Source organism: Hydrocarboniphaga sp. (genome assembly GCF_965279055.1).
Classification (GTDB): domain Bacteria; phylum Pseudomonadota; class Gammaproteobacteria; order Nevskiales; family Nevskiaceae; genus Hydrocarboniphaga.
In genome coordinates, this window is record NZ_OZ257125.1 from 1,444,538 (window position 1) to 1,464,567 (window position 20,030).

General features: G+C 66.5%; 19 protein-coding genes. 11 read left to right on the forward strand and 8 right to left on the reverse strand.

Going from position 1 to position 20,030, the window contains the following annotated elements; genetic code table 11:
• The first annotated feature begins 77 nt into the window (after positions 1-77).
• The 4 genes from ACQZF9_RS06620 (at position 78) to rssA (ending at position 3,344) form a co-directional block, all read left to right on the forward strand.
• Positions 78-719 (forward strand): 2-hydroxychromene-2-carboxylate isomerase, encoded by a 642-nt coding sequence (locus ACQZF9_RS06620; RefSeq protein WP_428312465.1) that lies wholly within the window; start codon positions 78-80, stop codon positions 717-719.
• A 16-nt stretch (positions 720-735) separates the two neighbouring features.
• Positions 736-1,794 carry a DNA polymerase IV gene (gene dinB, locus ACQZF9_RS06625; RefSeq protein WP_428312466.1) on the forward strand — a complete coding sequence of 353 codons (1,059 nt, stop codon included), beginning with the start codon at positions 736-738 and terminating at the stop codon, positions 1,792-1,794.
• Between the two features lie 95 nt (positions 1,795-1,889).
• Entirely contained in the window at positions 1,890-2,246 is a 357-nt protein-coding gene (locus tag ACQZF9_RS06630; protein ID WP_428312467.1) for a BON domain-containing protein, read from the forward strand.
• Between the two features lie 99 nt (positions 2,247-2,345).
• The gene (gene rssA, locus ACQZF9_RS06635) at positions 2,346-3,344 is read left to right on the forward strand and encodes a patatin-like phospholipase RssA (RefSeq protein ID WP_428312468.1); all 999 of its coding nucleotides are present in this window, start codon (positions 2,346-2,348) and stop codon (positions 3,342-3,344) included.
• Between the two features lie 72 nt (positions 3,345-3,416).
• Here rssA and ACQZF9_RS06640 read toward each other — a convergent pair whose 3' ends face one another.
• From ACQZF9_RS06640 to ggt, 8 genes are all read right to left on the reverse strand, one after another.
• A complete protein-coding gene (locus ACQZF9_RS06640) occupies positions 3,417-4,325 on the reverse strand; it encodes an oxidoreductase (RefSeq protein ID WP_428312469.1) in 909 nt (302 codons plus the stop codon).
• Between the two features lie 135 nt (positions 4,326-4,460).
• Positions 4,461-4,841, reverse strand: a complete 381-nt coding sequence (locus tag ACQZF9_RS06645; protein WP_428312470.1) for a hypothetical protein — start codon at positions 4,839-4,841, stop codon at positions 4,461-4,463.
• A gap of 56 nt (positions 4,842-4,897) precedes the next feature.
• A complete protein-coding gene (locus ACQZF9_RS06650; protein ID WP_428312471.1) occupies positions 4,898-5,575 on the reverse strand; it encodes a glutathione S-transferase in 678 nt (225 codons plus the stop codon).
• 91 nt (positions 5,576-5,666) lie between these two features.
• Positions 5,667-6,410, reverse strand: a complete 744-nt coding sequence (locus ACQZF9_RS06655) for a glutathione peroxidase (RefSeq protein ID WP_428312472.1) — start codon at positions 6,408-6,410, stop codon at positions 5,667-5,669.
• Entirely contained in the window at positions 6,400-6,702 is a 303-nt protein-coding gene (locus ACQZF9_RS06660; RefSeq protein WP_428312473.1) for a hypothetical protein, read from the reverse strand. The genes ACQZF9_RS06655 and ACQZF9_RS06660 overlap by 11 nt, the downstream gene beginning before the upstream one ends.
• Before the next feature lie 79 nt (positions 6,703-6,781).
• Positions 6,782-7,528, reverse strand: a complete 747-nt coding sequence (locus ACQZF9_RS06665; RefSeq protein WP_428312474.1) for an ion transporter — start codon at positions 7,526-7,528, stop codon at positions 6,782-6,784.
• Positions 7,529-7,543: 15 nt separating this feature from the next.
• Positions 7,544-7,717 (reverse strand): hypothetical protein, encoded by a 174-nt coding sequence (locus tag ACQZF9_RS06670; protein ID WP_428312475.1) that lies wholly within the window; start codon positions 7,715-7,717, stop codon positions 7,544-7,546.
• Positions 7,718-7,738: 21 nt separating this feature from the next.
• Positions 7,739-9,484 (reverse strand): gamma-glutamyltransferase, encoded by a 1,746-nt coding sequence (ggt, locus tag ACQZF9_RS06675; RefSeq protein ID WP_428312476.1) that lies wholly within the window; start codon positions 9,482-9,484, stop codon positions 7,739-7,741.
• An 81-nt stretch (positions 9,485-9,565) separates the two neighbouring features.
• Here ggt and ACQZF9_RS06680 point away from each other — a divergent pair, with 81 nt between their 5' ends.
• The 7 genes from ACQZF9_RS06680 to ACQZF9_RS06710 all read left to right on the forward strand — a co-directional run bounded on the left by ACQZF9_RS06680 (position 9,566) and on the right by ACQZF9_RS06710 (position 20,009).
• Positions 9,566-10,375, forward strand: a complete 810-nt coding sequence (locus tag ACQZF9_RS06680) for an MbnP family protein (protein WP_428312477.1) — start codon at positions 9,566-9,568, stop codon at positions 10,373-10,375.
• A gap of 9 nt (positions 10,376-10,384) precedes the next feature.
• Complete coding sequence (locus ACQZF9_RS06685) at positions 10,385-11,446, forward strand: cytochrome-c peroxidase (RefSeq protein ID WP_428312478.1); 1,062 nt, start codon at positions 10,385-10,387, stop codon at positions 11,444-11,446.
• Positions 11,447-11,636: 190 nt separating this feature from the next.
• Entirely contained in the window at positions 11,637-12,122 is a 486-nt protein-coding gene (locus ACQZF9_RS06690) for a hypothetical protein (RefSeq protein WP_428312479.1), read from the forward strand.
• Positions 12,119-15,214, forward strand: a complete 3,096-nt coding sequence (locus ACQZF9_RS06695; protein ID WP_428312480.1) for an efflux RND transporter permease subunit — start codon at positions 12,119-12,121, stop codon at positions 15,212-15,214. The genes ACQZF9_RS06690 and ACQZF9_RS06695 overlap by 4 nt, the downstream gene beginning before the upstream one ends.
• Positions 15,215-15,578: 364 nt before the next feature.
• Complete coding sequence (locus ACQZF9_RS06700; protein WP_428312481.1) at positions 15,579-18,299, forward strand: hypothetical protein; 2,721 nt, start codon at positions 15,579-15,581, stop codon at positions 18,297-18,299.
• A 165-nt stretch (positions 18,300-18,464) separates the two neighbouring features.
• A complete protein-coding gene (locus tag ACQZF9_RS06705; protein ID WP_428312482.1) occupies positions 18,465-19,364 on the forward strand; it encodes a peptidylprolyl isomerase in 900 nt (299 codons plus the stop codon).
• A 12-nt stretch (positions 19,365-19,376) separates the two neighbouring features.
• Positions 19,377-20,009: an ankyrin repeat domain-containing protein gene (locus ACQZF9_RS06710; RefSeq protein WP_428312483.1), complete on the forward strand. Its 633-nt coding sequence runs from the start codon at positions 19,377-19,379 to the stop codon at positions 20,007-20,009.
• The last annotated feature ends 21 nt before the right edge of the window (positions 20,010-20,030 follow it).

Below are 20,030 nucleotides of genomic sequence, written 5' to 3' on the forward strand. Positions count from 1 at the left end.
GGATTCCCGCCTTCGCGGGAATGACGTTCAAGACTCAAGCCGGCGCTATGCTTCCGCTTTACCCTGCGGAGCACAGCATGCAAGCCGACTGGTTCTTCGATTTCGTCTCGCCGTTTTCCTACCTGCAGTGGCCGAGCATTCGCGCGCTGCAGGGCCGCGTGGCCGTTACGCCGCGGCCGATCCTGTTCGGCGCGCTGCTCGATCATCTGGGCACGGTCGGGCCGGCGGAGATGCCGGCCAAGCGCGTGTTCACCTATCGCATGGCGCTGTGGCAGGCGCAGCAGGCCGGCCGCACCTTGCGCTTCCCGCCGACGCATCCGTTCAATCCGGTACCGGCGCTGCGCCTGTGCATCGCCGCCGGCAGCACGCCGGAGGCGATCACCGCGATCTTCGACTGGATCTGGCGCGACGGCCGCGCCGGCGACAGCGTCGAAGCGCTGGCACCGCTCGCGTTGCAACTCGGCATCAGCGACATCGCCGCGGCCGTCTCGGCCGCGCCGGTCAAGCAGGCGCTGCGCGACCACTACGATCTGGCGGTCGCCAAGCAGGTGTTCGGGGTGCCGAGCCTGGTCGTCGGCGACGAGGTGTTCTGGGGCAATGATTCGACGCCGCTGCTGATGGCATGGCTGGACAATCCTGCCCTGCTGCAGACGGCGGAGATGCAGCGCGTCGCGGGCTTGCCGATCACCGCGCAGCGCGCCGCGGTGACGCCGCGCTGACGGCCGCGAGGCGGTCTTGCGCAAGATCATCCACGTCGACATGGACGCGTTCTACGCGTCGGTCGAGCAGCGTGACGATCCGAGCTTGCGCGGCCGGCCGGTGGTCGTCGCCTGGCGCGGCGCGCGATCGGTGGTCTGCGCAGCCTCCTACGAAGCGCGCACTTACGGCGTGCGCTCGGCGATGCCGGCGGTGCGAGCAGAGCGCCTGTGCCCGGACGCGGTGTTCGTGCCGCCGGACTTCACGCGCTATCGCGCGGTGTCGCGCGCGGTGCGCGAGATCATGTTGCGCCACACCGACCTGGTCGAGCCGCTGTCGCTGGACGAGGCCTATCTCGACGTCACCGAGAACAAGACCGAACTGCCGACCGCGACCAAGGTCGCCAAGGCGATACGCGAATCGATACGCGACGAGCTGTCGCTGACTGCGTCGGCCGGTGTCGCGCCGAACAAGTTCCTGGCAAAGATCGCATCGGACTGGAAAAAGCCGGACGGGCTTTTCGTGATCCGTCCCGAGGAAGTCGCCGCCTTCATGCCGAGCCTGCCGGTGGCGCGTTTGCCCGGCGTCGGCAAGGTCATGGGCGAGAAACTTGCCGCGCTCGGCGTCACGCTGTGCGGCGAGTTGCAGCAAGTCGCGCTCGGCGAACTGGAGCAGCGATTCGGCCGTTACGGCGCGCGTCTGCATCAGCTCTCGCAAGGCATCGACAACGGCCGCGTGCAGCCGGACCGGCCGACCCAATCGATCTCGGCCGAAGACACCTTCGAGCAGGATCTGCCGCTGTCGGAGCTGGCGCCGCATATCGAGAAACTCGCGGAAAAGGCCTGGGACGCGTCGCGCAAGACACCGCGCGTCGGCCGCACCGTGGTGCTCAAATTGAAGACTGCGGACTTCCGCATCCTGACGCGCAGCTACACCCCGCCGACGCCGCCGGCCAGCCTGGAGAGCTTCGTCGGTTTCGCCTTGCAACTACGCGCGAAGGTCGAGCTGGATGATGCCACGCGTTACCGCCTCGTCGGCGTCGGCCTCGGCAACTTCAGCGAGCCCGAGCCGGCGGAAAGCCAGAGCGAGCTGTTCTGATCGTACGGATTCACAGCAGATTCAGTGAGGTCCGCGAGACTGTGCGCCGTGACCCGCGGGGCCACCGGCTCCGCGCCGACCTACAGGAGACCAATATGAAAAACATTCCCACGCTTGCGATGATGGCTGCGGCCGTTCTCGCCGCCGGCGCGCTGCTGCCGCTCGCCGCCACCGCCCAGGAAGCCACCACCGGCGCCAAGGTCGAGGCCAATCTCGATGCCGCCGGCCAGGCTACCAAGGACACGGCGATCACCGCCAAGGTCAAGACCAAGCTCGCCGCGCAGAAAGGCCTCAGTGCGCTGGACATCCATGTCGAGACCAAGGACGGCGTCGTGACGCTGAGCGGCAGTGTCGACAACAAGGCGCAGGTCGAACTCGCCGAGCAGGTGGTCGCCAAGACCAAGGGCGTCAAGAGCGTGACCAATACGCTGGAAGCCAAGGCCAGCAGCTAAGCCGCTCCAGCACAACGGCCCCGCCGGCGATAAGCTGGCGGGGCTTTTTCGTTTTCACGGCGGCGATTGTTTCTCCCCGTTACAGCAGGGCGACAGAATATGGCATCGAGTCCCATCAACCCCGCCAAGCCGCCGGTGATCGGTATCGCGCTTGGGAGCGGATCCGCACGCGGCTGGGCGCACATCGGCGTGCTCGAAGGCCTGGAAGAAATCGGCGTGCGTCCGCAGGTGATCGCCGGCACCTCGATCGGCTCACTGGTCGGCGCGGTCTACGTGTCGGGTCAGCTGAAGGAATTCAGCGAGTGGGTACAGAAGCTCAGCTCGCGCGACGTGTTCAGCCTGCTCGATTTCACCTTGTCCGGCGGCATGGTGAAGGGGCAGAAGCTGTTCGGCTTCTTCGAGGAAGTGCACAAGAATCCGCTGATCGAATCGCTGGAACGGCGTTATGTCAGCGTCGCCACCGACATGAAGACCGGCCGCGAAATCTGGATCACGAAGGGGCCGATTTTGCCGGCGGCGCGCGCCAGCTGCGCGATCCCCGGCATCTTCTCGCCGGTGAAGTTCGAGGATCGCTGGATGCTCGACGGCGGCCTGGTGAATCCGGTGCCGGTGTCGGCAGCGCGTGCGCTGGGAGCGGACATCGTCATCGCCGTGAACTTGAATGCGCAGCTGGTGGGCGCGCACGTGTCGATGGTCGGCCACGGCGAGCAAGCGGCCACCGAAGCCGTGCCGAAAATCGAGCGCAGTTTCTGGCAACGCGCCGGCGAGTACTTCACCAGCAGCACCAGCGACAACCCGAGTTTTTTCGACGTCGTCGCGTCCAGCGTCAATATCATGCAGGACCGCATCACCCGCAGCCGCATGGCCGGCGATCCGCCTGAAGTCACGCTGGTGCCGCTGCTGGAGGATTTCGCGCTGATGGATTTTCATCGAGCGAAAGAGGCGATTCGCGAAGGGCGGCGTCTGGTCGAAGAGCATGCAACCGCGATCCGCGCCTGGGCGGGCATCGCCGCGCCGAGCAAGGTCGCCGCGAATACCGGCACGGCGCCGGAAGGCGTCGGTACATCGGAGATGCCGCCGGGAGCGGCGCCGGCTTAGCTACGGAGTGTAGGAGCGGATCCTATCCGCGACTGTGCACTCGCAGAGTCGAGTCGCGGATAGGATCCGCTCCTACAGGCTGAGATAGCGGATGCCGGTTTTCTGCTCCGACAATTCCCACAACTGCGCGGCGAGCTGCGGATCCTTCGCCTCGTCGCTCGGCGCCGCACGCTTGGGTGCGCCGCCGAGTTCCTTGAATCCGCCCGGGCCGAAGTAGTCGCCGCCGCGAACGTCGCCGGCCGTCGCCGCGTACAGCGCCGGCAGGGCCCCGATATCGGCTTTTTGCGCGAACAGCCGCGTCGCCAGCCGCATCCAGAAGCCGCCGGTTTCCGGGTTGGTGTTGCTGTACCCGGGATGCGCGGCCGCCGCGACGATACGCGAGCCGGCGTGTTGCAGACGTCGATCGAGTTCGGCAGTGAACAGCAATGCGGCGAGCTTGCTGGCACCGTAGGCGTCCATATCCTTGTACGGCCGTCGCTGGTAGTCGAGGTCGGACAGGTCGAGTCCCGAGGTCATTTTGTGCGCCAGGCTCGATGTGCCGATCACCCGCGCTGCCGGCGCTGCCTGCAAACGCTCCAGCAGCAGGCCGGTCAGCAGGAACGGCGCGTAGTGATTGATGCCGAGATGCGTCTCGAAGCCATCGCGCGTTTTGCCGTGCGGTGCCAGGATTGCGGCGCCGTTGTGGATCAGCAGGTCGAGCTGCGCGTGGCGTTCGCAGAACGCGCTGGCGCAGCGGCGCACCGAGGCCAGTTCGGCCAGGTCGACGGACGAGATTTCCAGGCTCGCCTGCGGATGGCGCGCACGAATCGACTCCGCGGCGGCAGCGGCGCGCTGGCCATCACGGCAGGCCATGACGACGTGTGCGCCGGCTGCGGCCAGCGCGTCGCTGATCTGCCATCCGAGGCCGCGATTGGCGCCAGTGACGAGCGCCACACGCCCGCGCTGTGACGGCATGTCCGCCAGAGTCCAGTCTGCCGCCATGTGATTCCCCCGTTGGTCCCGCCGCAGCTTAGGCCAGCGGGGATACCGGCGGAGTGAGCCGAACGAAGTAGGGCGGGTCGAGAGCCGCGGCGGTTCGGGGTTGAATCAAGGGGCGGTTCACGAGCCGCTCCAAGGTCAGCGCTTCTTCTTGTTGCGTGAGGCGACTTCCGCGGCCTCGGCTGGCTCGAACGCGTTGGGGTCGTTGGCATGCTCGTCGGCCTTGCGCTTGAGCCGCTCGGCCTCGCTTTTGCCGACCGGCTGCGTGTCCGCCAGCTCGGCCTCGTCGAGCCCGCCGCCGGCGCCGATGGTCGATGCGCGTGTTTCGCGCAGGCCCTGATCTGCCGGCCCGTCGGATGTATGCGTGCCCTCTTCGTCCAGCAGCGTTTCCGGCGCGAGATCGTCGGCGCTGACGTCGTCGTCTTTGGCGTCAGCGACGGCTCGAATGTTGTCGTCGTCGAAGTCCAGCTCGCTGCGCGGCTTGTCGTTGCGACTGTTGCTGCTTGCCGTCCTTGGCATGTCGATCTCCTTAAATTGTTGCTGCAACTGCTGCGGTGTGGGGCTTGGACTGCGTTTCAGCTCCCCAGTTCGAACTTGCCGCCTTTTTCAAGCGCGCGCTGGTAGGCGGGGCGCGCGCGAATGCGTTTGACGAAGGCGTCGATGTTCGGCATCGCGGCGCCTCCGGCGCGCACGCTGGCGGCTTCCAGCGGAAAGCTCATCTGCACGTCGGCGGCCGTCAGTTCTTCGCCGGCGAACCAGCTGTTCTTGCCGAGTTCGGCTTCGATGAAACTCAAATGCAGTTTCAGCTGCGGACCGAGAAAAGCCTTGTTGATGCCATCGACCACGCCCTTGGCCACCGGCCGAACCAGCCACGGCGCGCGCTTGGCCACCGAGCCGACCACCAGCTTCATCACCAGCAGCGGCATGATCGAGCCTTCCGCGTAGTGCAGCCAGAAGCGATAGCGCAGGAACTCCGCGCTGCCGCGCGCGGGCGCAAGCCGGCCGTTGCCGTAGGTGTCGAGCAGGTATTCGATGATCGCGCCGGATTCGGCGATGGTCAGCCGGCCGTTGGCGGTGTCGTCGGTCAGCAGTGGCGACTTGCCCAGCGGGTGGATCGCCTTGAGTTCCTTCGGCGCCAGCATCGTCGACGGGTCACGCTGATAGCGCTTGATTTCATAGGGCAGGCCGAGTTCTTCGAGCAGCCACAAAATGCGCTGCGAGCGCGAATTGTTCAGATGGTGGACGGTCAGCATGCGGTCTCCGGCTTCCTCTTGTTCGATGGGAATGCTTGCAGCGCATGACACTAGCAGCCCGGGCGGGCAGTGTCGCCACCGATGCGCGGATTCAGGCCGTCGTGCGTGCCCGTGCGCCCAGCCAGGCTTCGAGTTGCTCGCTGCCGCCGATCAACTGACCGTCGACATAGACCTGCGGCGTGCTGCTGGCGCCGGCGATCGCCGCGAGTACGCGGGCGCGCGTCGCATCCGGCAGCGGCACATCGGTATAGCGCAGGCCATGTTCGTCGAGCATCGCGCGCGCCTTGGCGCAGAACGGACAGCCCGGCTTGCTCAGCAGTGCGATGTGCGGCGGCGCAGCTTTGTCCGGCGCCAGATAACGCAGCATCGTTGCCGCGTCGGAGACTTTGAACGGATCGCCGTCGCCCTCGGCTTCGGCAAAGATTTTTTCGATGCGACCGTCGCGCACCAGCATCGAGTAGCGCCGCGAGCGTCGGCCCATGCCCAGGCGGCTGTCATCGAGCAGCATGCCCATCGCCTCGGTGAACTCGCCGTTGCCGTCAGCCAGCAGCCGCACCTCGCGAACCTGCTGCTGAGCGCCCCATTGCGCCATCACAAAGGCGTCGTTGACGGCGATGCAGACCACTTCGTCGACGCCGGCCTCGCGCAGGCTCGGCATCAATTCCTCGTACTGCGGCAGATGCAGGCTCGAACAGGTCGGCGTGAATGCACCGGGCAATGCGAACAGCACCAGCGTGCGATTCGCGAACAGCTCGCCCGTCATGATTTCGCTGATTGTTCCCTGCTCCAGCCAGCGCAGGCGTGCTTGCGGAATCACCGCGCCTTCAGCTTGCATGACGCCACCCCGCGATGCTGGAGCCGATCGAAGCGACCACCTGGTCGTAGTCGCGTTTGACCTTGTACAGGCAGTCGTTCTTTTCGAAGCCCATGTAGGCGTCGCACATGCTCAGCGCCTCGCCGCGCGATGGTCGCAGCACCGGTTTGCGTTCAATCGAGGTCTTCGAGCCTTCGACGGTCGGCGCCGGGCTGCTCGCTTCCGGCAGCGTCTCGACCGCCTCGATTCGATGGCAGCCAGTCATGCTCAGCGACGAGAGCAACAGCAGGCAGAGCAGGGGCGGGCGGGGCATGGCGCATTTCCGGGCGAGGTCGAACACGGCGCGAGTATCGAGTGTGTTGCCTGACTCTCCGCGGAAGCACGCCGCGCCCTCAGCCCGCTGGCGGCGCCTGCGGATGGAACTGCTCGCGCTTTTCGACGGCGCTGCGGATCTGCTCCAGGTTCTCGCGCAACAGATCGGCCACGAACTGGTCGGCGCGCGGGTCCTCCAGCAGATCACCGCTGACCCGCAAGGCCGCGTCGACGACGCTTTCGACGATGTCGTCGTAGAACGGGATTTTCGACAGCCGCCCGGTTTTCGGGTCCTGGCGCATCTTGTCCAGCACCAGTTCGCGCAGGCCGTCGCGATTGCGATCCAGCGCGCGCGACAGGTTGCGCGTGTACGTGCCCTGGTAGAGCACGGTTTCCACTTCGCGTATCACCGCCAGCGTGACCACGCCGGCAAAAGCGTCGACCAGCATTTGCTTGAAGCGCCAGCTCAGGCGATGTGCGGTCTCGTCGCCGAAAGCGCGATCCGCGGCCATGCCGAAACGCGATACCAGAATGACGATGCGGACCAGCCGGAACGCGCGCAGCGCCGGCTGTTGCACCGGGATCATGCCGAGCACGTCGTACCAGTTGCGTGCCACATAGCGCGCTGACCAACGCTGTTGCCGCCAGCGATACAGGAACTCGGCGGCGAAGCAGGCGCAGATCGCGAGATCGATCATCCTGATCGCCTGCTGCTGCGCCTCGCTCAATATGGCGAAGCTGTCCCACAGCAGCAGCGCGATCGAGGCCAGCGCCATCACCAGCATGGCCCAGTCCAGCGCTTGGATTGGTTTCAGGGGGCGGGTCATGCCCCGTATGATCGGTTATTTCGGCTTAATCGCCAGCTGCCAGGCGGCGTCAGACACCGCCGGATTGCGCACGCCGGCGTGGCCGCCGTACGCCGAAATCAGCTTGCGCATCCGCACGATGGCGACAGCGGATGTCGATCCGCTCGGTTCTACCGATGCAAGGCTCGCAGCACGCGCTGCCTGATCCACCCGCTGCTTTCCGTTCGCCGCTCAATACCCGGCCGCCTGCCCGTCCTTGCGCGACTCCGAGGCGCCGTAATACACGCCGCTGACCGGGTCGCGCTGGATCGCCTGGTAGCCGCCGTATTCGCCGATGCCCCAGCCGACCGCGTGGCCGCGGTTGCGCAGCTCGCGCACCGATTCCAGCGGGAAGCCGGACTCAAGGAACACTTCGCCGCCGTCGCTCATGACTTCGCCGGTCGGCTCGCTGGAGCCGGTGTGGTAGATGCGCGGCGCGTCGCCGGCCTCCTGGATGTTCATGCCGAAATCGATGATGTTCATCAGGATCTGCGCATGGCCCTGCGGCTGCATGTCGCCGCCCATGACGCCGAAGCTCAGCCAGGGCTTGCCGTCCTTGGTGACGAAAGCCGGGATGATGGTCTGGAAAGGCCGCTTGCCCGGCGCGTAGGTATTGGCCTCGCCTTCCTTGAGCGAAAACATCTCGCCGCGGTCCTGCAGGATGAAGCCCAGCCCCAGCGGCGCCATGCCCGAGCCCATGCCGCGGTAATTGCTCTGGATCAGCGACACCATCATGCCGCTGCTGTCGGCGGTGGTCAGGTAGATGGTGTCGCCGGCATACAGCGCCGGGTTGCCGGCGTCGACGCGCTTGGCCGCCTTGGGCCCGACCAGTTTGCGGCGCTCGGCGGCATAGTCCTTGGAAATCAGCCCGGCCAGCGGCAGCTTGGCGAAGGCCGGGTCGGCGTAGTACTTCGCACGATCTTCGAAGGCCAGCTTCTTGGTTTCGATGTAGGTGTGCAGGTGCTCGGCGCTGCCGAAGCCCATCGCCTTGATGTCGTAGCCCTCGAGCAGGTTCAGCATCTGCAGGCTGGTCAGGCCCTGGCTGTTCGGCGGCAGCTCCCAGACATCGTAGCCGCGATAATTGGTCGACATCGGCTCGACCCATTCGCTCTTGTGCGCGGCCAGGTCCTCGTACGACAGATAGCCGCCCTGGGCCTTGAAGTAGGTGTCGATGGTGCGCGCGATGTCGCCCTTGTAGAACGCGTCGCGGCCGCCCCTGGCGACTTTTTCCAGCGTGTTGGCGAGGTTCGGGTTCTTCCAGATCTCGCCCTTGCGCGGCGCCTGGCCGTTGCGGGTGAACTGCTCCAGGAAACCCGGATACTGCGCCATCAGCGGCACCGTGCGATCCCAGTAGTAGGCGATCAGCTCGGTCATCGGAAAGCCGTCGCGTGCGTAGCCGATGGCCGGCGCCAGCACTTTTTTCATCGGCAGCTTGCCGAACTTGTCGTGCAGCTCGAACCAGCCGTCGACGCAGCCCGGCACGCTGACCGGCAGCGGGCCGCGCGGCGGAATATGCGTCAAGCCGCGTTTCTGGAACTCGGCCAGGGTCAGCGACTTCGGCGAGCGGCCGCTGGCGTTGAGACCATAAAGCTTCTGCGTCTTCGGGTCCCAGACGATCGCGAACAGGTCGCCGCCCATGCCGCTGCCGGTCGGCTCCATCAGGCCGAGCGCGGCGTCGGCGGCGATCGCCGCGTCGACCGCGCTGCCGCCTTGCTTGAGCACGTCGAGCGCGATCTGCGTGACCAGCGGCTGGCTGGTCGCGGCCATGCCATGGCTCGCAATAACCTCGGACCGGGTGGCGAAAGCGCGGCCGGTTACGCGGTCGGCGGCGCTGGCGGGCCCCGACGTCAGCGCCGCGGCGGCCGTGCTTATGCCGAAAAGCGCGGCCGATAGCGCCGAAAAAGTCGGGCGCGGGGAGAGACTGTAGGTTTTGGGCATAAGAGTAAGGCCAAATATTCCTTCGCAAGCTTATAGCGCTTCCTTAGATTCGCCGCACTTGGCTTCGGGAGGCAACAACGCATGGCAGCGGCGGATGGACTGCGGGCAGCAGGCAGGCGTGATCGATGGTTCGGCTTCGGCGGCGCGCTGCTGGCGATGCTGAGCCTGAGCGCCTGCCACGGCGACGACGCCGGCGCGCCGCTGCACGTCGAGATCAGCCACGTCGTCGGCGCGCAGCCGCTGCAGCTCGGCGCGCCGCTGAGCCTGTCCAATGGCGAGCAGCTCAGCGTCGACAAGCTGCGCTATTACCTGAGCAACTTCCGGCTGCGCAAGCACGACGGCAGCTGGTCGGCGGCCGCGTGTAGCGACAAGGACGCGCGCAATTATTTCCTGGTCGACGAGGCGCAGGGCAGCTCGAAGATTTTCGATGTCAGCGGCTTTTCATCCGGCGACTACGAGGGCATCGAGTTCCTGGTCGGTGTCGACGCCGCACGCAATGCGGCCGGCGCGCAGACCGGCGCGCTCGATCCGGCGCACGGCATGTTCTGGACCTGGAACACCGGTTACATCTTCTTCAAGCTCGAAGGCCACTCGCCGCAGTCGAGCGCTTCGGGCAACGGCGTCAGTTATCACATCGGCGGCAGCCGCGACACCGCCAACAACCTGCGCACGATCTATCTTCCGCTGGGCAGCAAACCGCTGAAGCTGACGCCGGAGCTGATCTCGACCGTGCACCTGCACGCCGACATCGGCGCGCTGTTTCAACCGCCGTCCACGCTGAAAATTGCCGAGCACGCCAGCATCATGGACCCGGCCGGCGGCAAGCTCGTTGCCGATCAATACGCGCAGGCGTTTCGCGTCGACCACGTGCATCACGAGCCGCGGCACTGACGGCGGCGCATGCGCCGCATCATCCGCCTTCGTGAGTTGCTGCTGGCGCTTGCCGCGCTGTGCTCGTTGGCCGCGGTTGGCTGGGCGACGCCGCTGGCGGCCTGGTTCGATCAGCAGCGCACGCCGCGGCTGAGCACACCGGCCGGCTGGCCGGAGCCGGCGTACGACGCCACACAGAATCCGGTCACGACCGCCGGCTTCGAACTCGGGCGACGCCTGTTCTACGACACGCGCCTGTCGAAAGACGGCACGGTCGCCTGCTCCAGCTGCCATCAGCAGTTCGCCGCGTTCGCGCACTACGATCATCGCCTCAGCCACGGCCTCAATGGCGCCAACGGCACGCGCAACGCGCCGGGCCTGGCCAACCTCGCCTGGCAACGCGATTTCATGTGGGACGGCGGCATCACTCATCTGGAGTTGCAGCCGCTGGCGCCTCTGGGCAATCCGGTGGAGATGGGCGAAACACTCGATGGCGTGCTCGCCAAGCTGCGCGCGGATCCGCAGTACGTCGCGCAATTCGAGCGCGCCTTCGGCGCAGCCGGCAACGACGGTCAGCTCATCGACTCGCAGCGTTTCCTGCGCGCGCTCAGCCAGTTTCTGGCGACGATGATTTCCGCCGATTCGCGCTACGACCGCCATGTCGCCGGCCGCGAGAAGTTCAGCGCCGAAGAGCAGCGCGGGCTGGTCGCGTTTCGCGAGCACTGCGCGTCCTGCCACACCGAACCCTTGTTCACCGACCATGAATATCGCAGCGACGGGGTCGCCAACGACGACATCGGCCGCGCGCTGATCACCGGCAAGCAGCAGGATCGCGGCCTGTTCCGCGTGCCGAGCCTGCGCAACATCGCGCAGACCGCGCCGTACATGCACGACGGCCGCTTCGATACGCTGGAGCAGGTGATTGCGCATTACCGCGGCGGCATCGCGCCGGCGGCGCTGACCGATCCGAAGCTGCAAAAGGCGGCGTCGCTGAGCGACGCCGAAGCCACCGACTTGCTGGCCTTCCTACAAACCCTGAGCGATGACCGCTTTCTTCATGACCGACGTTTTGCAGAAGCAGCGGCGCGCTAGCGCCAGGCGCCGGGAGCGCGGTCCGCTCCCTCGATACGCGGGCTCTGCCCGCTACTCGGGACGAACGGAGGGCCGAGAAATTCTGGACGACAGAACAAATCCCCGTTCGTCCCGAGTAGCCGCAACGCGGCGTATCGAGGGAGCCGGCCGCGTCTGCAGGCTGGCCTTGCTGATCTCGCTGTTCGCCTGCATGCCCTTCGCAAGCGCACACGAAGGCCACGACGAGGATCACGAAGCGGCAGCCGTCGTCGACGCCACTGCACAGACGCCGCGCCTCAGCTACCAGTCGCCGCGCCTCGAATCGGTCGCGCTGATCGATACGCAAGGTCTGATCGTCTGGGTCGATGACTTCGCCAGCAACCAGCCGCTGTCGGACATCACCGTCAGCGTGCGCGTCGGCAGCTCATCGGTGCAGGCGCAACCGATCGAAGCCGGTACTTATCGCGTACCGCTCGATCTGCTCGGCAGTGCAGATCAGCGCGAATTCGAGCTGAGCCTGAGCCTGCGCGGCCGGGAGTGGGAAGAACAATACGCCGGGCATCTGCCACGTGCGCGCACGGTGGATGCCGCGGCGCCGCCGGCATATTCCGTCGTGACACTGGCACTCGCGATACTGATCTTCGTCGCGCTGCTGGTGCTCGCCTTCGTCGCCTGGCGCCGACGACCGCGCGCATGATTTCCGCGCTGGTGGCCTGGAGTCTGCGCGAGCGCCTGCTGGTGCTCGCCGCCGCGGCGGTGCTGTTGCTGCTCGGCACGCTGCAGCTGCGCGAGATCCCGGTGGACGTGCTGCCGGATCTGACGCGGCCGACCGTGACCGTGCAGGTCGAGGCGCCGACGCTGGCGACCGAAGACGTCGAGTCGCTGGTCAGCTATCCGCTCGAAGCCGCGCTCGCCGGCCTGCCGGGCTTGCAGCGTTTGCGCTCGACCTCGACACCGGGACTGGCGCTGATCCAGGTCGAATTCGACTGGGGCAGTGACCTCTACCGGCAACGGCAGCTCGTCACCGAGCGCCTCGAATCCGCGCGTGCATCGTTGCCGCCTGGCCTGCAGCCGCGGCTCGGGCCGATCACGTCGCTGATGGGCGAGGTGATGCTGCTCGGCCTGCGCTCGCCGCATGCGGCAGTGACGCCGGCGGCGCTGCGCGAATGGGCGGACTGGTCGGCGCGCCCGGCCTTGCTCGCCGTACCAGGCGTCGCGCAGGTGCTGGTGATCGGCGGCGAGCTGCGTCAGTACGAAGTGCGGCCGGATCTGCAGCGCATGCGCCTCAATGGCGTGACGCTGGCGCAGATCGAGAGCGCGATGCGCGGCTACGGCAGCAATGGCGGCGCCGGCATCGTCGAGGACGACGGCAGGGAGCGCGTGCTGCGCACGATAGGCCGGCCGTTCGAGATCGACGCACTGCGCCAGGCTGCCGTCGCCTGGAAAGGCGATGCGCCGATTCGCCTGCAGCAGGTCGCCGACGTCGGCGAAGGCCAGCGCATCAAGCGCGGCGATGCCGGTGTCGACGGCGAGGCCGCGGTAATCCTGTCGGTACAGAAACAGCCCGGTGTCGACAGCCTGCGGTTGAGCGCGGCGATCGATCGGCGCCTGCAGCAGTTGCGCGACGGTATGCCTGGCGATGCGCAGGTCGAGGCGGTATTCCGCCAGGCGGATTTCATCGAGGCCTCGGTCGGCAATGTGCGCGACGCGCTGCTGCATGGTGCGCTGATCGCGGCGCTGGTGCTGCTGCTGTTTCTCGGCAGCGGTCGCGCGACACTGGCCGCGGCCGTGGCGATACCGCTGTCGCTGATTGCGGCCGTGCTGTTGTTGCACGGCTTCGGTTTCGCGATCGACACGATGACGCTCGGTGGACTGGCGATCGCGGTCGGTGAGCTGGTCGATGATGCGGTGGTCGGCGTCGAAAATGTGGTCAGGAGACTGCGCGATGCGTCCCTCGATACGCGGACGCAGTCCGCCACTCGGGAGGAACGGGGTTTTGTCAGCACGACGGCCGTCATCGTCAGCGCGGTGTCCGAAGTGCGCTCCGGCATTCTGGTCGCGACGCTGGTGATCGTGCTGGCGATCGCGCCGGTGCTGGCGCTGGGCGGCGTTGCCGGGCGTTTGTTCACGCCGCTGGCGTTCGCCTACGTCGCGGCGATTCTGGCGAGCCTGGTCGTCGCGCTGACGGTGACGCCCGCTCTTTATCTGCTCGGCCTCGATTTGCGCAAGTTGCCGACCGAGCGACCTTGGGTGCAGCGGCTGAGGGCGCGTTACACGCAAGCATTGGATCTCGTGCTCGACCGGCCGCGCTGGCCGCTGCTGCTGACGAGCTTGCTGGCGGTGTTCGCGCTGCTTGCCGCGCTGTTGCTGCCGCGCACGTTTCTGCCGCCGTTCTCCGAGCGCACGCTCACCGTCAATCTGGTGATGCAGCCCGGCGTTGCGCTCAGCGAATCACAGCGCGTCGCGCTGCTCGCGGAGAAGCGCATGCTCGCGGTGCCGGGCGTGATTCGCGCGGCGCATCGCAGCGGCCGCGCCGAAGCCGACGAGCATGCCGAGGGTGTGCATTACTCGGAATTCGAAGTGACGCTGGCGCAAGGCGCGTCGCGCGCGCAGGCACAGGCGGGCATTCGCGACGCGCTCGCCGGGCTGCCGGGCACGCTGTCGATAGGCGCGCCGATTTCACATCGTCTGGATCACGTGTTGTCCGGTGTGCGCGCGCCGCTGGCGGTGAAATTCATCGGTGACGATCTCGACATCTTGCGCCGCCTCGCCGCCGAACTCGCCGCGCATCTGCAGCACGACGAGCGGCTGACCGGCGTGCAGGTCGAGCGGCAGACGCCGGTCGCGCAATGGCAGACCCGCGTCGATGTCGCGCGCGCCGGCGCCTGGGGCCTGTCGCCGCCGCGCGTGCAGGATCAGATCGCCGCGCTCGCCGGCGGCCAGACCCTCGGGCAGATCGTCGAGGGCGAGCGTCGCTTCGATCTGGTGTTGCGCGTACCCGAGGCGCAGAGAGTCAGCGCGACGCTGCCGGACCTGCTGATCGAATCGCCGGCCGGGCCGGTGCCGCTGGCGGCGATCGCCGACTCGGTGCTGGTCAACGGCGAGAGCCAGATCCAGCGCGAGAATCTGCGCCGGCGGCTGGTGGTGTCGGCGTATCCCAGCGATGCGTTGGAGCCGGCCGCCGATGCCGTCGCCGACGCGCTGGCCGAGTTGCATCTGCCGGCCGGCTACGAGGCGCATCTGGAAGGCGAGGCGGCGGAGCAGGGCGCGACCTTGCGTCGCATGCTAGCTCTCGGCCTGATCTCGCTGCTGCTGATGAGCGCGGTGATCCATGCTCGCTACCGCGATGCACGCTTGAGCGCGATCGTGATGGCGATCGTGCCGCTGTCGGCGATCGGCGGCATTGCCGCATTGGCGCTCACGCACACGCCGCTGAGTGCCGCCAGCGCGGTCGGCTTCGTCACCCTGTTCGGCATTGCCGCGCGCAACACCCTGCTCAAGCTAAGCCACTGCCTGCAGCTGGCGCGCGAGTCGCCGCAGGCCGATGTGCGCGCGCTGGTGCAGCGCGCCTGCAGCGAGCGGCTGCTGCCGGTGCTGATGACCGCGCTGGTCGCCGCACTGGCGCTGGCGCCGCTGCTGTGGGCCGGCGATGCGCCGGGCAAGGAAGTGCTGCATCCGGTGGCGCTGGTGATATTCGGCGGCCTGCTGATCGGCACCGCACTCGACAGTTTCCTGACGCCGGTTTTGATCTATCGATATGCAAAAAACCGGTTGAGACCGCCGTTTTAGGGGGCCGTCGTGAGCCGCCGTTTTACCGATTGAACAATTGCAGCACCGTTTGTAAGTGGAATCTGACACGCGGTTCGCCTTAGAACCGAAGCGCTTTAGAGGTGCCCAAAAAAGTCTAATTCCGTGTGAGCTTAATAACAGTTTGCGCGTGTATCTTCGCGTCACCGCAGGGAGCGGAAAGCAACTGACGCCGGCCACCTCACGAAGAGGAGTGAGCAAAAGCGTTGCATCCCGGATGCCATCGATTGCTTATAAAACAAGGAGTGCCTCAATGAGTTTCTTTAAATCGCGTCCCAGGGGACGAAACAAGGCCTGGGGGGCGGCCGCGCTATCCACCGCGTCGGCCTGCTTCACGGCTGCATCCATGCTCGCTTCCGGAGCCGCCAATGCGGCCGCACCGGTCGCGGCCTCAGCGTTGCTCGGCAACGTGCTCAACACCACCACCGGTATCGTCAAAAGCACGACGTCGTCGCTGAGCACGCGCGACGCAGCCGCGGCTGCCACCGGCGGCAACGCGCCGCCGGCGATCAACAAGTACACCGGCGGCCAGATCGCCAACGGTGCCGTGCTGCTGCTGTGGACCGGCGACGGCTGCTCGACGCCGTTGTGCAATCCGAGCACCTCGCAGGACTTTCTGGCGGTAGTCGACGCCGAACCGAACTCGACGACCTACGGCAACGTGATCTGGACCGCCGAGCTGCCGAACGTGCTCGCCTCCAACGTCGCCGGCAACATCGTCGGCGTGCTCGGTTCGGATTCGCACAACGATCCGCATCACATGCTCGCCTACACCTCGTACATCTCCGACGGCAGCGACGGCCTCAAGGCCGGCCGCAAGTACACGCTGGCCGGCGGCGTGATCTCCAAGAACGTGTTCCGTTACGACATCACCAGCGTGCGCAGCATCCGCAAGGCCGAGATCGCGGTCTGCGGTACCCAGCTGCGTCGCTCGTCGCTGACCGATGATTTCGTGGTCATGCCGTCCAAGACCGGCGGTCACAAGATCATGTACACCTACATGAGCAACTACGTGTACGGCCCGGGCGGCACCATCACCGAAATCGATCCGGGCCGCGTTGCCCCGACCGCGCTCGGCGGCTGCTTGCCGGCGGTTCCGTCCGTCACCGGCCTGACCGAAAACGCCAAGCAGTTCGGCCTGATCGCCAATCTCGGCGTCGGCGCCGACGACAACCCCCTGCTCGGCCACAAAGGCATCACCGAGTACGTGGCTTCGGTTCGTGCGGATCAGCCGCGCAACCCGACCGCTTACACCAGCTCGCCCGACAGCCGCCAGACGCGTACTGCCAACCAGGGTCTGTTCTTCCTGGGCAACAAGGACGCCGGTCTGGAATCCGTGCCGCACGGCATGGCGCTGACTTATGACGGCAAATACCTGGCAACCTCGGATTACGCGGTTGCCGCTTCGATCGGTGCGGCGGCCATCAACGGCGCGCTCGGCGAACTCTGCGGCAGCGCCGCCAACGGCGGCACCGGCACCGGCATCGGCCCGCTCGGCGTCTGCGGTTCGAGCTTCGGCTCGTCCGTGCGCGTCTGGGAACCGAGCGGCGAGTACACCTACGGCAAGACCAAGGACTCGCTGAAGGAAGCCGGCGTCTATGCGAGCAACCCGTATCTGCGCTCGGTTTCGGCCGTGCCGGATGGCCCGCGCCAGGAGCCGATCCTGATCCACGAAGAAAACGAAGGCCTGATGGCGTTCGGCCTGCCGCACCAGTCGCATCACTGCGTCGGTCAGAAGGGTTGGATCAACAACGGCGACCCGAGCTACGACAGGGCCGTCTCCAGCGCCGGCGTGGCAGCCAATGCCGCGGCGACCAAGTCCGCGACCAGCTGCTCGGAAGGCTCGTCCGACTACGTTCCGCACAAGGGCGCGTTTAGTGCCTCGATGTGCGGCGGCGTGCTGTTCTACAGCCCGGACATCACCATCCGCGGCGATGCGGTCAACGCCTTCGGCGGCAAGGGTCCGTACTGGCGTGCGGTGTACGACGTCGGCCCCTGCTCGGGCGTGTCGTACTTCAGCATCACCGACGACGATCGCTTCCTGGTGCTGCCGGTTTCGGGCATCGAATCGCCGAAGTCCATCGACGCAGCCGGCTCCATCGACTTCGATCGTGACTATCCGCGCGAGCACAGCCGTCGCGTGCTGACCGTCGACATCCGTCCGCTGCTGGCCAAGGGCACCGCGAGCACCAAGGCCACGGCCATTGCCTGCGACTTCCCGGAAGCCGATGCCAGCCGTACCGCCAACACCACGCTCGGCACCAAGGCCAAGCGCGCCGACCTGTCGGGTGGCGTCAGCGGCAAGTTCAACGTGCTGCATCACAACAACGAAGCCGACGATTGCCCGCGCGTTCGTGGTGCGATCGGTCAGTTCGAAACCGGCCCGACCGGCGTTGGCCTGGCCACCACGGCCTCGTCCAACACCAGCCAGCCTGGTGTTCCGTACGTCCGTCTCGCCGAGGCGGTGACCGAAGTGCGCGCGCTGACGCCGCAGGGCATCGTCGTCACGGCGGCACATGCCGGTGGCGAACCCTCCGGTACCGGCGGCTCGCCGGGCAGCGGCAACCTGAACTCGCTGCAGAACCTGTACACGCACGGTGGTCCTCACTTCACCAACATCGACCGCGTTGGCTACCAGGCCACGCCGAGCGGTGAGGGTGGTTATCGTGACCTGACCCCGAGCGCGATCAAGACGCCGCGTGACCAGGTGATCGGCAAGCCGGCGGTCAGCGGCACCGAGCGCTACGTGTTCATCCAGTACTTCGTCGAACTCAACCACGTGCCGCTGCCCGGCACCGGTTCGGACGGCGATCGTACGGTGTGCCTCGGCAAGCTCGATCGCACCACCGGTGCCACCGTGCTCGACACGTCGTTCACCGACGAACTGCTCGGCACGCCCTGCCTGGACTTCGACTCGGCGGCTCGCGATGCCTGGCTGTGGCCGGGTGAACGCGGCGCCAAGGGCGGCGCCAAGCCGCACGCCGCGATCTTCGAGCGTGACGGTGCTGCGCTGTTCGGCCCGGGCTACTTCCCGGCCGCGCCGCTGAACCCGGACGGCGATCTGTAAGCCGTAGTCGTCAGTAGTGGGGCGGGCGTCGCGACACGGTTTTCGTCGCGACGCCCGCTCATTTAGGAATTCCCTGGTCCGTACGCGGGCGACGGAATTCTTAAGTGATGAGATTCCAATCTTTCGTCTCGATATTCGATTCAGTATTTTTCAGAGGAGTTGCCCGTGTTCCGAACTGTCAGCCGTCTCACCGGTGCCGCGCTGTTGGCCGCCGTTGCCGGCAGCGCTTTCGCCGCCGATGATCAGGCCTTGCCTGATAACTCCGGCCTTGCCGCCGATGTGGTCGTCAACGGCCAGCCGATCAGCGTCAACCACGTGCGGCTGATGTCCTCGGGCCTGGACGAGCAGAAAGGTGCGCGCCAGCTCAACGGCGACGACGTCAAGAATGCAGCTCGCGCCGAACTGATCACCGAAGAAGTGCTGGCCCAGGCCGCACGCAAGAAAGGTCTGGACAAGCAGCCCGACGTCTCCGACCAGCTCGCCTACCAGCAGCGCCTGATCCTGTCGCGTGCGTATCTGGAAGACTATTTCAACGCCAACCCGGTCGACGACAACAGCCTGCGCACCGCCTACGAGTGGAACCGCGCCAACGGCAAGATCACCGAGTATCACGTGCGCCAGATCCTGACCTCGTCGCAGTCCTCGGCGTTTGAGGCGCTGGCCGCGCTGAAGAAAGGCGAAGACTTTGCCGAAGTCGCGAAGCGCTACACCCAGGATCCGGGTGGCCAGTCCAATGGTGGAGACCTCGGCTGGTTCCGTCCCGATATTTTCGTCGACCACCATTTCAGTGATGCGGTCGTGGCCTTGAAGAAGGGCGAATACAGCAAGGCGCCGGTGCGCAGCCGTTTCGGCTGGCACGTGGTCAAGCTCGAAGAGGGGCCGCGCCCGGTCGCCAAGCCGCTGCCGTACGACCAGCTCGACGACGGCTCGCATGAAGCGCTGCGTCAGCGCACCGCGCAGCTGAAGATCGAAGAACTGACGGCCTCGCTGACCAAGGGCGCCAAGATCACCGGCCCCGGCGCGACCGCCAGCAACGGCGGCGGCGCTGCCAAGAGCAACAAGTAAGGCCTGACGACGATGAAAACCACTTCGCTTAACAAGCTGCTGAACCGGCTGCTGTTCGCTGCGCCGCTGCTGCTCGCGGCCTGCGCCCACAACCCGTCGGCGACCACCGCCGCTGCCGACCCGGCGCCGGCCGAAGCCGAGCTCACGCCGCAGGACCGCCTCGCGTTCTTCATCAACGACGTGCGTCGCGGCGAATGCGACAAGATCGAGCCGGCCTTGAAGTCGGGTCTGCCGATCGACGGCTTCGACACGCTCGACCAGACGCCGCTGATCGCCGCCGTCAGCCAGAACCAGGTCGAATGCGCCAAGCAGCTGATCGCGCGCGGCGCCGACGTCAACCTGGCCGATCACGCCGGCTGGTCGCCGCTGATTCACGCTGCGTATTTCGGCTCCGGCAACGAGCTGCTGAGCCTGCTGATCGACAAGGGCGCCCAGCTCAACGCGCAGAACAATCGCGGCCTGACCGCGCTGTATCTGGCCAGCGCCGCCGGTCACGAGCCGCAGGTGCAGCTGCTGCTGGCGCACGGCGCCGACCCGACGATCGCGACGCAGTCCGGTTACACGCCGGTCAAGGTCGCGCAGCTGCGCGGCCTGTCGCGCATCGTCGAGCTGCTCGAAGCCAAGCCGGCGACGGCGACGCCCTGAGCTGAACTTGTCGCGCCGAGC

Coding starts and splice junctions, on each gene's coding strand:
- ACQZF9_RS06620 (WP_428312465.1), top strand. CDS start 78: ATGCAAGCCGACTGGTTCTTCGATTTCGTCTCGCCGTTTTCCTACCTG.
- ACQZF9_RS06630 (WP_428312467.1), top strand. CDS start 1,890: ATGAAAAACATTCCCACGCTTGCGATGATGGCTGCGGCCGTTCTCGCC.
- rssA (WP_428312468.1), top strand. CDS start 2,346: ATGGCATCGAGTCCCATCAACCCCGCCAAGCCGCCGGTGATCGGTATC.
- ACQZF9_RS06640 (WP_428312469.1), bottom strand. CDS start 4,325: ATGGCGGCAGACTGGACTCTGGCGGACATGCCGTCACAGCGCGGGCGT.
- ACQZF9_RS06645 (WP_428312470.1), bottom strand. CDS start 4,841: ATGCCAAGGACGGCAAGCAGCAACAGTCGCAACGACAAGCCGCGCAGC.
- ACQZF9_RS06650 (WP_428312471.1), bottom strand. CDS start 5,575: ATGCTGACCGTCCACCATCTGAACAATTCGCGCTCGCAGCGCATTTTG.
- ACQZF9_RS06655 (WP_428312472.1), bottom strand. CDS start 6,410: ATGCAAGCTGAAGGCGCGGTGATTCCGCAAGCACGCCTGCGCTGGCTG.
- ACQZF9_RS06660 (WP_428312473.1), bottom strand. CDS start 6,702: ATGCCCCGCCCGCCCCTGCTCTGCCTGCTGTTGCTCTCGTCGCTGAGC.
- ACQZF9_RS06665 (WP_428312474.1), bottom strand. CDS start 7,528: ATGACCCGCCCCCTGAAACCAATCCAAGCGCTGGACTGGGCCATGCTG.
- ggt (WP_428312476.1), bottom strand. CDS start 9,484: ATGCCCAAAACCTACAGTCTCTCCCCGCGCCCGACTTTTTCGGCGCTA.
- ACQZF9_RS06680 (WP_428312477.1), top strand. CDS start 9,566: ATGGCAGCGGCGGATGGACTGCGGGCAGCAGGCAGGCGTGATCGATGG.
- ACQZF9_RS06685 (WP_428312478.1), top strand. CDS start 10,385: ATGCGCCGCATCATCCGCCTTCGTGAGTTGCTGCTGGCGCTTGCCGCG.
- ACQZF9_RS06690 (WP_428312479.1), top strand. CDS start 11,637: ATGCCCTTCGCAAGCGCACACGAAGGCCACGACGAGGATCACGAAGCG.
- ACQZF9_RS06695 (WP_428312480.1), top strand. CDS start 12,119: ATGATTTCCGCGCTGGTGGCCTGGAGTCTGCGCGAGCGCCTGCTGGTG.
- ACQZF9_RS06700 (WP_428312481.1), top strand. CDS start 15,579: ATGCTCGCTTCCGGAGCCGCCAATGCGGCCGCACCGGTCGCGGCCTCA.
- ACQZF9_RS06710 (WP_428312483.1), top strand. CDS start 19,377: ATGAAAACCACTTCGCTTAACAAGCTGCTGAACCGGCTGCTGTTCGCT.